The organism is Streptomyces sp. NPDC107575, assembly GCF_055657265.1.
This window is the reverse complement of record NZ_JBVKBG010000002.1, coordinates 532511-544879: the sequence shown is the minus strand read 5'-3', so window position 1 is coordinate 544879 and position 12369 is coordinate 532511. Positions and strand designations below refer to the sequence as shown.

General features: G+C 70.0%; 11 protein-coding genes. 5 read left to right on the top strand and 6 right to left on the bottom strand.

Going from position 1 to position 12369, the window contains the following annotated elements:
- The first annotated feature begins 107 nt into the window (after positions 1-107).
- The gene (locus ACZ7L4_RS09145) at positions 108-770 is read left to right on the top strand and encodes a hypothetical protein (RefSeq protein ID WP_472101068.1); all 663 of its coding nucleotides are present in this window, start codon (positions 108-110) and stop codon (positions 768-770) included.
- Positions 771-782: 12 nt separating this feature from the next.
- Here the strand turns inward: ACZ7L4_RS09145 and ACZ7L4_RS09140 are convergent, their stop codons facing one another.
- Complete coding sequence (locus tag ACZ7L4_RS09140) at positions 783-1508, bottom strand: aspartate/glutamate racemase family protein (protein ID WP_472101066.1); 726 nt, start codon at positions 1506-1508, stop codon at positions 783-785.
- Between the two features lie 63 nt (positions 1509-1571).
- Positions 1572-3062 carry an NCS1 family nucleobase:cation symporter-1 gene (locus tag ACZ7L4_RS09135; protein WP_472101064.1) on the bottom strand — a complete coding sequence of 497 codons (1491 nt, stop codon included), beginning with the start codon at positions 3060-3062 and terminating at the stop codon, positions 1572-1574.
- A 384-nt stretch (positions 3063-3446) separates the two neighbouring features.
- Here ACZ7L4_RS09135 and ACZ7L4_RS09130 point away from each other — a divergent pair, with 384 nt between their 5' ends.
- Positions 3447-4415, top strand: a complete 969-nt coding sequence (locus ACZ7L4_RS09130) for an arabinan endo-1,5-alpha-L-arabinosidase (protein ID WP_472101063.1) — start codon at positions 3447-3449, stop codon at positions 4413-4415.
- On the opposite strand, the gene ACZ7L4_RS09125 is transcribed toward ACZ7L4_RS09130, so the two are convergent.
- The 3 genes from ACZ7L4_RS09125 to ACZ7L4_RS09115 all read right to left on the bottom strand — a co-directional run bounded on the left by ACZ7L4_RS09125 (position 4409) and on the right by ACZ7L4_RS09115 (position 7990).
- Positions 4409-5923 (bottom strand): NCS1 family nucleobase:cation symporter-1, encoded by a 1515-nt coding sequence (locus ACZ7L4_RS09125; protein ID WP_472101061.1) that lies wholly within the window; start codon positions 5921-5923, stop codon positions 4409-4411. The two genes, ACZ7L4_RS09130 and ACZ7L4_RS09125, sit on opposite strands and share 7 nt — an antisense overlap.
- A gap of 47 nt (positions 5924-5970) precedes the next feature.
- Complete coding sequence (locus ACZ7L4_RS09120) at positions 5971-6993, bottom strand: TIGR03842 family LLM class F420-dependent oxidoreductase (RefSeq protein ID WP_472101059.1); 1023 nt, start codon at positions 6991-6993, stop codon at positions 5971-5973.
- 127 nt (positions 6994-7120) lie between these two features.
- Positions 7121-7990, bottom strand: a complete 870-nt coding sequence (locus ACZ7L4_RS09115; protein ID WP_472101058.1) for an oxygenase MpaB family protein — start codon at positions 7988-7990, stop codon at positions 7121-7123.
- 250 nt (positions 7991-8240) lie between these two features.
- On the opposite strand from ACZ7L4_RS09115, the gene ACZ7L4_RS09110 reads away from it, so the two are divergent.
- Positions 8241-9461, top strand: a complete 1221-nt coding sequence (locus tag ACZ7L4_RS09110) for an MFS transporter (RefSeq protein WP_472101057.1) — start codon at positions 8241-8243, stop codon at positions 9459-9461.
- Between the two features lie 14 nt (positions 9462-9475).
- Here ACZ7L4_RS09110 and ACZ7L4_RS09105 read toward each other — a convergent pair whose 3' ends face one another.
- The gene (locus ACZ7L4_RS09105) at positions 9476-10462 is read right to left on the bottom strand and encodes a PI-PLC domain-containing protein (protein ID WP_472101056.1); all 987 of its coding nucleotides are present in this window, start codon (positions 10460-10462) and stop codon (positions 9476-9478) included.
- A 198-nt stretch (positions 10463-10660) separates the two neighbouring features.
- Between ACZ7L4_RS09105 and ACZ7L4_RS09100 the strand changes: the two genes are divergently transcribed.
- Positions 10661-11737, top strand: coding sequence for a metallophosphoesterase (locus tag ACZ7L4_RS09100; protein ID WP_472101054.1), 1077 nt, complete (start codon positions 10661-10663; stop codon positions 11735-11737).
- Between the two features lie 69 nt (positions 11738-11806).
- Positions 11807-12364: a M23 family metallopeptidase gene (locus ACZ7L4_RS09095; RefSeq protein ID WP_472101052.1), complete on the top strand. Its 558-nt coding sequence runs from the start codon at positions 11807-11809 to the stop codon at positions 12362-12364.
- Positions 12365-12369: the final 5 nt, after the last annotated feature.

Sequence of the window (12369 nt, the reverse complement as noted above, 5' to 3'; positions counted from 1 at the left end):
CGACGCCCCAGCGTGATGTCACAGTGACGGAAGTGGCGGTTTCCGCACACAGCAACTCATGTGAGACTGGCGTCCCCCGCCCACCCCTGACGTAAGGGACGTACGCGGTGCGTTCTCTCCCGCTCCCGGTCGCCCTGACCGCACGCCTGCTGCCCGTCGCCGTGCTCGCCTGCGCCGGCTGGGCCTACTCGGGCCCCATGGCGGAGCAGTCCGCGAGCAAGGACGGCTCCGAATCCGCTCCACAGTCGTCCTCGGCTCCCGACGAACCCGGCGAGACCGTGGCCTCGAAGACCTATTCGACGCCGCCGGCCCCCTGTGAAGCGCTGCCCGCCTCGACGGTCAAGTCCCTCGTGCCCGATGCCAAGCCGGCGGGCAAGGAGCTGTCGGCCACCGACGAGTCGGTCCGCCGCGGCTGCTCCTGGAGCGCCCTGAAGGGATACGACTACCGCTGGCTCGACGTCTCCTTCGAGGTGAAGGACTCCGACGACCTGGCGAAGAAGGCGTTCGCGGCCGGGAACGGCGAGAAGCGGACCAGCCCGCTCAAGGGCCTCGGGGAAGAGGCGCGCGTGACGAGCTCGCTCACGACGAAGGACAAGCAGGACACCCGCGAGTCCGTCGTGACGGTCCGCACGGGGAACATGCTGCTGACCGTCACCTACAACGGCAGCGACTTCGAGTCGAAGGGCGCGCCGTCGAACGACACCGTGATCAGGGGCGCCCGCAAGGCCGCCGGGGACGCGGCGGCCTCGCTCGGCTCGGACAAGGGCTAAAGGGCTCCTGACTCAGCCCTGGCTCGGCGGCCAGTTCTTGAACGTCTTGGGGCGCGGCGGCGCGTAGGTGCGCACCTTCGACGTGCTCAGGCCCATCCGCACCAGCGACTCGGCCACGGTCACGGCCGCGGCGACGCCGTCGACGACGGGCACGCCCGTGCGCGCCTTGACCTCGTCGACGAGGCCCGCCATGCCGCCGCAGCCCAGGCAGATCACCTCGGCCCGGTCCTCCTCGACGGCCCGCGCGGACTGCTCGACGATGGCCTTGACGGCGGCGTCCGGGTCACGCTCCAGGTCCAGCACGGCGAGGCCACTGGCCCGTACGGAGGCGAGCCGGTCGGTGAGCCCGGCCAGCTTGAGGCGGTCCTCGATGAGCGGCACGGCCCGGTCGAGCGTGGTGACCACGGAGTACTTGTGGCCGAGGTACATCGCCGTGCTCGCGGCGGCCTCGGTGATGTCGACGACCGGTACGTCGAGGAGCTCCTGAAGGCCCTCGCGGCCGTGCTCGCCGTAGCCCGCCTGCACGACGGCGTCGAAGGGCTCCGGGTACGCGCGGACCGTCTCCATGACGGCGATCGCGGCCAGGTAGCTCTCGTAGTTGCCCTCGCAGGAGTCGGGGCCGAACGCCGGGGTGAGCGGCACGATCTCGGTGCCCGGCGAGGCCACGGCCCTGGCCTGCGCACCGATGCTCTCGGTCATGTCCTCGGTGGTGTTGACGTTGCAGACGAGAATGCGCATGGCGGGCTACAGCTTTCTTCTTGTTGTGCTCTGTTGTGCTGCGGGGTGGTGCGGGAGCGGGAGTCAGGCGGCCGGGACCGCGATCTCCTCGCCGTCCTTGTCGTTCGCGATACGGCTGCGGTCCGCGAGGACAACGTAGAGCAGCGCGGCGAGGCCGGCGCCGATGAACCAGGAGAAGCCGGAGAGCTCCTTGAACGCGGGCACGAGGGCGATCACGACCGCGACGGCGGCGGACGGGGCGAACGCGGCGACGGCCCGCAGGTGGAACCCGGAGCGGTAGTGGTAGTCGCCGTCCGCGGCGTCGGTGTAGAGGTCCGGGACGTTGACGCGGGTCTTGCGGACGAGCCAGTAGTCGGCCATGACGACGCCGAAGGCCGGGCCGAGCAGGGCGCCGAGCCCGCCGAGGAAGTAGTTCACGACGGTCGGGCTGTTGTAGAGGTTCCACGGCAGGATGACGAGGCCGATGACGGCGCTGACGATGCCGGCCTTGCGGAAGTCGAGCTTGCGCGGGAACAGGTTGACCAGCGCGTAGACGGGCGCGACGAAGTTGGCGAGCAGGTTCACCGCGATGGTCAGGACGATGAAGGCGAGCGAGGCGAGGACCATCAGCGGGGTGCTCGGGATGGTCGCGACGATGTCCTCGGGGCCCGCGATGACCTTCCCGTTGATCGCGAACTGCCCGCCGGAGAGCACGACGACGATGCCGGCGAAGAACAGCATGTTGAGCGGGATGCCGACCAGGTTGCCCGCGACGATGGCGCGGCGGCTCTTCGCGGAGCGGGTGAAGTCGCAGAAGTTCAGGACGAACGTGCCGTAGATGACGACCCACAGCGCGGCGGACTCGAAGATCTGCCGCCAGGCGTCGAAGCCGGTGGGCGCGGAGCCGGTGGAGACCGCGATGGACATGTCCGCCTTGATGAAGATCCAGGCGGCGAGCGCGCACATCGTGATGAGGATGGTGGGCGCGGCGAAGGCCATGTACTTGCGGATCAGCTCCATGCCGTAGCTGACGATCACGACCTGAACGACCCACAGGACCAGGAAGGTGATCCAGCCGAGGGTGGACAGGCCCAGGATCGAGTTGTGGTCGAGCGAGGCGGCGCCGGGCGCCAGCTTCTTGATCACGGCGCCGAGCACGACGGCGGCGAGATACGTCTGGATGCCGAACCAGGCGATGGCGACTGCCCCGCGCACCGCGGCGGGGATCTGCGCCCCGCGGATGCCGAAGGCGATCCGGCTCATCACGGGGAAGGGGACGCCCGTCTTCTGGCCCATGTAGCCGGAGAGCGTGAGCAGCCCGAAGAGCAGCAGGGAGGCGACGGCGAAGGCGATCAGGATCTGCCAGACGCTGAGCCCGAGCGCGAACAGGCCGACGGCGAACGCGTAGTTGCCGAGGCTGTGCACGTCGTTGCCCCACAGCGTGAAGACGTTGTACGCGCCCCAGCGGCGCCCCTCCTTCTTGGTGGGGGCCAGATCGGGACTGTAGAGACCCGGACTGGTGCGGGCGGGCCCGTCGACACCGGCGGTGGGGGTCTGTTCGTGCACGGCAGTCATGACGCGCTCCTGGGGGATGTCCACAATTTCCGCGATGAGGAATCTGGTTTCCTCTTGGCGGGAAGACGCTACGGGCCGGTTTTGCGGTAATCAAGAGGTGTACGCGAAGAAAACACCGATTCCTCACGGACCAACTCGCCGCCCGATTCGGGCATTTGCGGGCCGAGCGCACAGAGCGCGCACAGCGCCCGCATCTCCAGTTTGGTATACCAAACCCGATGGGAGGGTGATCCGTCAATGGGAGACGGGTCACAGAAAGCAAATCGGGGGAAGGGTGCGCGATTCATTGACGCGCAAGCGCTTCGACTCTACGTTCCCGTCCGGACACACGACCACCGTCCGAAATACCGGACACGTGTGCCCCATCGACGCGAAGGAGCCCCCATGCCGCGCGCTTCACGAAGAACCGCGTTACTCGCCCTCCCCGCCGCCGCCCTGCTGGCGCTGATCCCCTCGACCGCCTCGGCCTACCCGAACCCGGGCACGGTCACCGGCGCCACCGTCGTCCACGACCCCACGATGATCCGCACCTCGGCGGGCAAGTACCTGCTCTACGCGACGGGCGGCGGCCTCGCCGAGCGCTCGTCGACCGACCGGACCGCCTTCACCGCGGGCCGCGACGCCTTCACCACCAAGCCCTCCTGGTGGTCCTCCTACGCGACGGAGGCCTGGGCACCCGACATCTCGTACCACGGCGGCAAGTACCTGATGTACTACGCCGTTTCGACCTTCGGCTCCAACAAGTCGGCGATCGGCCTGGCCGGTTCCACGACGGGCGAGCCGGGCTCGTGGACGGACTACGGCACCGTCTACACCTCCACCACGTCCAGCGACTACAACGCGATCGACCCGAACCTGTTCGTCGACGGCGACGGCAAGTGGTGGCTGTCGTTCGGGAGTTGGTGGTCCGGCATCAAGATGATCCAGATCGACCCGTCGACCGGCAAGCAGCTCGCCACGAACACCAAGCGCTACTCACTGGCCGCACGCCCGACCGGCACCAAAGCCGTCGAGGCGCCGTACGTCGTCAAGCACGGCAGCTACTACTACCTGTTCGCCTCGTACGACACCTGCTGCGCCGGCACCTCCTCCACGTACAAGGTCAAGGTCGGCCGCGCCACCAGTGTCACCGGGCCGTACTACGACAAGAACGGCGTCGCCATGACGAACAACGGCGGCACGCCCGTCCTGGAGTCGCACGGCCGGTACATCGGTCCCGGCGGCCAGTCGATCATGCACGACGTCGACGGGGACCTGATCGTCTACCACTACTACGACGGCCAGGACAACGGCACCCCGAAGCTCGGCGTCAACCTGCTCGACTGGAGCTCGGGGTGGCCCGTCGCCTACTGAGACCTGCGCTCCCCCAGCATGAGCACCGTGTAGAGGACGAGTGACGCCGCAAGCCCCACCGCCCAGCCGTAGTCGGCCAGCGGTTTGAGGAAGGGGATCAGGCCGTCCACGGGGAACGGGCCCGCCTTCTCGCCCTTCGCGTTCAGCGTCGAGTACGAGCCACCGACGGCGAGGACGCCGCCGACCGCGAAGGCGAGAACGGCGCGCCAGTTCCAGCCGCCGCGATACCAGTAACGCCCGTCCCGCACATACAGATCAGCGAGGTGCAGCACCGTGCGCCGCACGATCCAGTAGTCGGCGATCAGGATGCCCGCGACCGTGCCGAGCAGCCCGCCGACCACCCCGAGCCACGTGAAGATGTACAGCTCGGGCGTCGACGTCAGCTTCCACGGCATGACGAGGACGCCCACCACGCCCGTGATGACCGCGCCCGTGCGGAAGCTGATCAGCTTCGGGGCCAGGTTCGCCAGGTCGTACGCGGGCGAGACCACGTTGGCCGCGACATTGACGGAGATCGTCGCCACGAACACCGTGATCAGCGCGAAGAGCAGCCCGAACACGTTGTCCGTCTTGCCCGCCAGCGCCACCGGGTCCCAGATCGGCGCCCCGTACACCTTCTCCGAACCGGCCGTCACCAGGACGGACATCAGCGCGAACAGGGTCATGGTGGTCGGCAACCCCATCGTCTGGCCCCAGACCTGCGCCCGCTGGCCCTTGCCGAAGCGGGTGAAGTCCGGGATGTTCAGCGACAGCGTGGACCAGAAGCCGATCATGCCCATCAGGCCGGGGAAGAAGACCTTCCAGAAGTCCGGGCCCCAGCCGACCTTCGACGGCTCGTGCAGCAACGGACCGAAGCCGCCCGCCTTGTTCGCGATCCAGATCAGCAGCACCACCGCGCCGACGAGCACGAACGGCGCCGCCCAGTTCTCGAAGCGGCGCAGCGTCTCCATCCCCCGGTAGATGATGGCGAGTTCGAGGATCCAGAAGACGAAGAAACAGAGCCAGAGGGTCCACGGATAGCCGCCGACCTCGGCCGCTCCCGTCCAGCCTCCGAAGATCTTCCCGAGGAGGACGAAGATGCCCTGGCCGCCGATCCAGGTCTGGATGCCGAACCAGCAGCAGGCCACCGCGGCCCGCACCATCGCGGGCAGATTCGCGCCGCGCACACCGAAGCCGGCCCGCGCGAGGACCGGGAAGGGTATGCCGTACTTGGGCCCCGCGTGCCCGGTGAGCAGCATGGGGAGCAGGACGATGACGTTCGCCAGGGCGATGGTGAGGACGGCCTGCTTCCAGTCCATGCCGAGGGCGACGAGTCCGGACGCGAGCGTCCACGAGGGGATGCAGTGCGCCATCCCGATCCACAGGGCCACGAAGTTGTACGTGGTCCAGCGGCGGTCGGCGAGCGGGACGGGGCGCAGATCCTCATTGGCGTAGCGGCTGCCGGCCGGATAGGCGTCGGCGGCGAGCTCCACCGCGGGCACGGGTGCTCTCGGGGCGGTGTCGGTCATGGGCAGTCCGTTCTGCTCAGGGAGACGGAATCAGCGCACCGGTCCTGTCAGGCGTGCAGCGCGGGGATCACGTCCCTGCCGTACGCCTCGATCACCGCCTCCTTCGCGTCGTGCATCGCGTACACGGCGAACTGGTCGACGCCCAACTCCCGCAGTGCGCCCAGCCGTTCGAGGTGTGCGGCGGTCGGGCCGAGCAGACAGAAGCGGTCGACGATCTCGTCGGGCACGAACGCCGTGTCCGGGTTCCCGGAGCGGCCGTGGTGCGCGTAGTCGTACCCCTCGCGCGCCTTGATGTACTCCGTCAGTGCGTCCGGGACCATGCCGGAGTGGGCGCCGTACTTGGCCACGAGGTCGGCGACGTGGTTGCCGACCATGCCGCCGAACCAGCGGCACTGCTCGCGGGCGTGGGCGAGCGCCTCCGGCGAGTCGTCCTCGGTCACGTACGCGGGCGCGGCGACGCAGATCTTCACCGCGGCGGGGTCGCGGCCGGCCGCCTTCGCCGCGTCCCGCACCGCCTTGACCATCCACTCGGTGAGGAACGGGTCGGCGAGCTGGAGGATGAACCCGTCGGCCTCCTCGCCGGCCATCTTGAGCGCCTTCGGGCCGTACGCCGCCATCCACACGGGGAGTTCGGCGCCCTCGCGCACCCAGGGGAAGCGGACGACGGAGCCGCCGCCGAGGTCGGCCTCGTCGCCGCGGGCCAGCGCGCGGATCACCTTCATCGCATCGCTGATCCGAGCGAGGGTGTTCGGCTTGCGTCCGGCCACCCGCATCGCGGAGTCGCCGCGCCCGATGCCGCACACCGTGCGGTTGCCGTACATGTCGTTGAGCGTCGCGAAGGTCGAGGCGGTGACCTCCCAGGTGCGGGTGCCCGGGTTGGTGACCATCGGGCCGACGGTCAGCCGCTCGGTCTCCGCGAGGATCCGGCTGTAGATGACGAACGGCTCCTGCCACAGCACGGCGGAGTCGAACGTCCACCCGTATGTGAAGCCGGAGGCCTCCGCGCGTTTCATGAGGTCCACGACCGCGGAGGCGGGCGGGTCGGTCTGCAGGACGAGTCCGAAATCCATGGGGAGCCCCTCGTGTCTTGTGCCGAGTGCCAAGTGCCGAGCCGCCATTGAAAGGCACAATCGTGGACTTCCCGGGGAGGCTTGGCAAGGGGTCCGCCGGATGAGTTCTACGCGCGTCCAGGATCCGTCAGCCGGCGCTCCGCTCGCTCTCCCTCCCGGGGAAGGTGCCGAGGTCGCCCACGCGGTAGCCGTTCGGATAGCCGCGGATGTTGGGACTCTGCCGGCCGAGGAGCGGGGTGCGCCGCGCCGGCAGGAGGCTGACGAAGCGGCCGCGCAGCCTGAGCCCGCCGCGCACCACCCGCTCGACGGCCGCGTTCGGGTCCTGGTAGCCGAACGCGGCCCGCAGCGGCGCGTCCATCAGGCACACGGAGGCCCGGCGCACCGCGGCGCCGAGCGGCCCCGGGTACCAGGAGGCCATCAGGTCGAGGGTCGCCTCCGACACGGCGTGGCCGCCCGCGTCGAACCCGAAGTGGCGCCGCTCGTAGTCGTCCATGAGGCGCTCGAAGTCCTCGTACGTCTCGGGGATGTCCTGGATGTTCATGCGCCGGCCGAGCGCCCGGTAGTAGTTCGTGGTCGCCCGGATCTCGTGCGGCGAGTACGGGCGCCACGCGTAGTCGTCCATCCAGCGCTTGGGGACGACGACGAAGGTCGACAGGACGTAGCGGAAGTCGTCGTTGGGGATGTCGTAGGCGCGGTGCATCTGGTTCATCCGGCGGATCGCCTCGCGCCCCTCCCCCGTGTCCATGCCGTGCTCGCCGACGGCGTCGAGGATGAGCGCCGTGTCGTCGTACCGCTTCTGCGTGCGCCGGGTGAACTCGCCCGTGTGGCCCAGGAGTTTGCCGATGCTCGGCACGGCGTACGTGCGGTAGAGGGCGAACCCGAGGGCCTGCATGGTGTCCCAGGGGAACTCGTAGGTGGCGCTGATCCGGTAGATCTCCTGGAAGTCCTCGTCGGGATCGAGCCGCCGGATCTGTCGGGTCCAGTGGTCGCGCCGCATGCTGGTCCTCCCTGCGCCTCGGCGCACGACGGGGCCGTTCCCCGACGTGCCCGCCGCCCCACCTTCGTACGCCCGCCCTCAAGGATCAAGACCGACGGCGCCCGGAGGCGCCGCACGGGGTGACGGAGGTCACGGGGGCGCGCGGGGCGAACGCGGAATGCGCGGGTCCGTCCCGCTGCTGCACGGGTTGTCGGCCGGTTCCTGCCCCAGGGATCGGCCTCCTCCCGTTCTTCGAAAGGCTTCCTGCACCATGCCGCTGGCCCTGTTGGCCCTGGCTGTTGTCGCGTTCGGCATCGGCACCACCGAGTTCGCCACGATGGGGCTGCTGCCCCAGATCGCCGACGGCATCGACGTGTCGGTGCCGCACGCCGGCAATCTCGTCTCGGCGTACGCGCTCGGTGTCGTCGTCGGCGCGCCCGTCCTGACGGGCATCGGCGCGCGCATCCCGCACAAGAAGCTGCTGCTGCTCCTGTCCGGCCTGTTCGTGGTCGGCAACGTCGCGTCCGCGCTCGCCCCGAACTTCGGCCTGCTCTTCGCGGCGCGCTTCCTCGCGGGTCTGCCGCACGGCGCGCTGTTCGGTGTGGGCGCCGTCGTCGCGTCCCGGCTCGTCACGCCCGACCGGGCCGCGCGCGCCGTCTCGAAGATGTTCCTCGGCCTGACCGTCGCCAACATCGTCGGCGTCCCCGCGAGCACGGCCCTCGGCCAGCACCTGGGCTGGCGCTCCGCCTACTGGGCGGTCGCCGTCATCGGCGGTGTCGCCCTCGCGGCGCTCGCCCTCTTCGTGCCGCACCAGCCGCGCGGCGAGGGCGCCGGCATCCGGCACGAGCTGCGGGCGATGGGCAACCGGCAGGTGCTCATCGGCCTCGCCACGGCCGTGGTCGGCTTCGGCGGCTTCTTCGCCGTCTACAGCTACCTGGTGCCGATGCTGACGAACGTCACGGGCATCTCCGACTCCTCGACGACCCTGGTCCTCGCGCTGTACGGCGTCGGCATGACGCTGGGCACGCTGGTCGCGGGCCCGCTCACCGACCGGGCGCTGCGGCCCACGCTGTACGCGGGCCTCGCGCTGCTCGCGGCGGCGCTCGTGGTGTTCTACTTCGCGGTCCACAGCACGGTGCCCGCGCTCATCGTCATCACCCTCGTCGGCGCCCTCGGCTCCCTGATCACGACGCCCGTGCAGATGCTCCTGATGGCCAAGGCGGAGGCGGCGCCGACCATGGCGGCCGCCTCCAACCACTCGGCCTTCAACCTCGCCAACGCGGGCGGCGCCTGGCTCGGCGGCCTGGCCATCTCCGCGGGCTGGGGCTGGACCTCCCCCGCCCTGGTGGGGGCGGCCCTCGCCGTCGCGGGCCTCGCCCTGGCCTTCGCGGGCGGCTTCATGGACCGCGGCACGCGCCGCTCCGACGTGATCGCGTCGTCCGAGGCCGCCCCTTCGGCGCAGCCCGACCAGGTGACACTGACGAAGCCCTGACGGCGGTTGCCCTCTCAGCTACCGAAGGGGACGTCCTGGCCGGTGGCCATCCGGCGGGTGTTCGGGTGGGCCTTGACGTAGTTCTGGATGTACGAGAGGGCCTCCCGCGCGCCGCTGCCGTTCGTTCCGCAGCCCTTCGGGCCGCTGACGCCGTCGGGGTAGCAGGACATCCGGTTGCCGTAGATCAGGGAGTCCACGGCGGCGCCGTCGGCCGAGTCGGAGAGCAGGGTTTCAGCGCGCTCCCGGTCGCCGGTGCCCACGGTCCAGCCGACCGTGCCGGCGAGCTCTCCGCGGTCCCGGGCCCGGCCGCCGGCCTGCAGCTCCTCGCGGATGCCACCGAACTTGAGCGCCATGTCGAACAGGCCGTCGTCCATCACCCGCTGGTTCCGCGCGACGGCCGCCCCGTGCTCGGCGTAGCCGTCCCGGACGTCCGCGTAGGTGCCGCTGTAGGCGACGCCTTCCTTGCTGTTCAGGCTGCCCGTCACGTCCTTCCAGCCGCTGCCGCCCTCGGTCCCGTAGAAGCCGTAGAGCACCCGGATGCCCTGGCTCTCCAGCTTGGCGCGGGCCAGGTCCCGCAGGGCGGCCGCGGAGCACTGCTTCCTGTCCGGGTCGCTGCTCCCGCACCAGTCGGGGTTCTTCATGTCCAGCCAGACGAACGACACTTGACGCCCCGTCCGGTGCTCCTTCGCGACCTGGTCGAACATGGCGGCCATCGTGTCGCCGTAGCTGGTGAGCGTGCCGTCGTGATCCGCCCACCAGCCTTCCTTCCAGGCCGTGGCGTCGATCTCCAGCGCGTTGGCGCCGTCCCGGAGAGCCGCGGTCACCCCCTGAGTGGTGAGGACCCGGTGGGCGATGGCCCAGGTGGGGCGCTGATGGCCGGACTCCTCGGCGGGTGCGGCACCCTGGGCGGCGGCCGCGGAGCCCGCGGTTCCCAGGGCGGCGGTGACGAAGGCCAGGGCCAGCGGAAGCAGTGTCCTGCGGCGTCTGCGTACGGCGCTCATCCGGACGGGGATCCTCTCTGTCGTTGGGGGCAACAGTCGTTGTGGAGCAGGCAAAACTCGGAGGAGCCTACGCGGAGTTACCATTCGGTAACCAGCGAGTGTGACGTAAGTAACCGGTCAGTAACCTGGCCCTCGCGGTGCCACCGGGATTCACTGCACCTTCCCAGCCCGTCCGGCCCCCGGAGACGGAGACACAGGATGCAGTCGCAGGCAATCAGCAGGCGCGCGATGCTCGCGGGGGTCGGCGGCGTCGGCACCGCCGTCGCCCTCGGCGCGTTCGGCCGGCAGGCGCTGGCGGCCGAGAACGGCGTGGCCAAGTTCCCCATGCCGGACAAGGCCGAGCTGAACGTGCTGATCACGGGCGACGCCGGCACCGGCACGCCCGACCAGTTCGCCGTCGCGGCCGCCGCACGCAAGCTGTGCGCGAAGCGCGGTGTCGACCTCGCGATCGGGCTCGGCGACAACATCTACGAGAACGGCCCCGAGGACGACCTGGACGACGAGTTCACCACCAAGTTCGAGGAGCCCAACAAGGGCATCGACGTCCCCTGGCTGATGGTGCTCGGCAACCACGACACCAGCGGCATCATCCCCGGCAGCGGTGGCCGCCCCTCCCGCGGCGACCACGAGATCGCCTACCACCGGCACTCGGCCCGCTGGAACATGCCCGACCGCCACTACCGCGTGGCCGTCCCCCAACAGGCCCCCGTCGCCGAGTTCTTCGCCATCGACACGACGCCACTCTCCTCGTACGTCCTGCAGACCGACCCCGAGTACCACTGGGACGGCCCCTTCGCCCACAAGCAGCGCGCCTGGCTGGCCGACGCACTCGCCGCCTCCCGCGCCCGCTGGAAGTTCGTCTTCGCCCACCACCCGCTGCGCAACAACGGCGCGCACGGCAACGCGGGCGCGTACGAGGGTGTCACCTGCGGCGACTACATGAGCGGGAAGCACGTCAAGGAACTGTACGAGGAAGTGGTCTGCGGCAAGGCCGAGTTCATCCTCTCCGGCCACGACCACACGCTCCAGATCCTGGACACCGGCGCCGACCACCACGGCACCCAGCAGATCGTCTGCGGCGCGGCCGCGAAGACCGGCGGGAAGGGCAACCAGGCCGACAACACGGAGTTCTGGGCGGCCTACGACACCCTCGGCTTCATGATGCTCTCGATCAACGCCGACCGCGTGGTCACCGACGCGTACACCGTGGACCCGGAGACCTCCGACTACCGGCACGCGTACCGCCACACACGAACGGAGCGCATCGCCCGTTAGCGGCACCCGCTCACCTGTATGGTTCCCGCGGAGATGCGGGCGGTCCCCAGCGAGGGTGACCTGTCGGTCATGGCTTCTCACGAGCACAGCACACCGGCCGCGGACTTCACACGGCGTCGCGTCCTCGGCCTGTCCACAGCCCTGATCGGCGGTGCGCTCACCACGTGCCTGGCGCCCGACGCCGCCGCCCACTCCCCTGTTCCCATGGGGCCGCCCCGGCCCGCCGCCATGCCCCTCCATCGGCGCTACCGCGTCTCCGCCCGCTACGGAGTGCGCGGCAACTGGCAGGCGGGGCACCACACGGGGATCGACCTCGCGGTGCCCGAGGGGACGCCGGTCTTCGCCGTCCGCGCGGGCACCGTCGTGCTGGCCAAGCGGTCGGGCGACTACGGCAAGGCGGTGACCATCCGGATGTCGGACGGTCGCTACGCCGTCTACGGACACCTCAGCCGCATCCGGACCCGCCCGGGGGCCCGGGTCACCCCTGGCATGCGCATCGCGGACAGCGGCAGCACAGGACGCGCCACCGGCCCACACCTCCACCTCGAGATCCGTGCGCGCCGCGGGTACGGCTCGGACGTGAACCCGGTCGCCTATCTGGCACGGCACGGCGTCCGCCTCACGTGACGCCG

Bases quoted from the DNA above. Each gene is read 5' to 3' on its own strand.
- ACZ7L4_RS09100 (WP_472101054.1), top strand. From the start codon at position 10,661: ATGCAGTCGCAGGCAATCAGCAGGCGCGCGATGCTCGCGGGGGTCGGC.
- ACZ7L4_RS09110 (WP_472101057.1), top strand. From the start codon at position 8,241: ATGCCGCTGGCCCTGTTGGCCCTGGCTGTTGTCGCGTTCGGCATCGGC.
- ACZ7L4_RS09115 (WP_472101058.1), bottom strand. From the start codon at position 7,990: ATGCGGCGCGACCACTGGACCCGACAGATCCGGCGGCTCGATCCCGAC.
- ACZ7L4_RS09120 (WP_472101059.1), bottom strand. From the start codon at position 6,993: ATGGATTTCGGACTCGTCCTGCAGACCGACCCGCCCGCCTCCGCGGTC.
- ACZ7L4_RS09105 (WP_472101056.1), bottom strand. From the start codon at position 10,462: ATGAGCGCCGTACGCAGACGCCGCAGGACACTGCTTCCGCTGGCCCTG.
- ACZ7L4_RS09140 (WP_472101066.1), bottom strand. From the start codon at position 1,508: ATGCGCATTCTCGTCTGCAACGTCAACACCACCGAGGACATGACCGAG.
- ACZ7L4_RS09135 (WP_472101064.1), bottom strand. From the start codon at position 3,062: ATGACTGCCGTGCACGAACAGACCCCCACCGCCGGTGTCGACGGGCCC.
- ACZ7L4_RS09125 (WP_472101061.1), bottom strand. From the start codon at position 5,923: ATGACCGACACCGCCCCGAGAGCACCCGTGCCCGCGGTGGAGCTCGCC.
- ACZ7L4_RS09095 (WP_472101052.1), top strand. From the start codon at position 11,807: ATGGCTTCTCACGAGCACAGCACACCGGCCGCGGACTTCACACGGCGT.
- ACZ7L4_RS09130 (WP_472101063.1), top strand. From the start codon at position 3,447: ATGCCGCGCGCTTCACGAAGAACCGCGTTACTCGCCCTCCCCGCCGCC.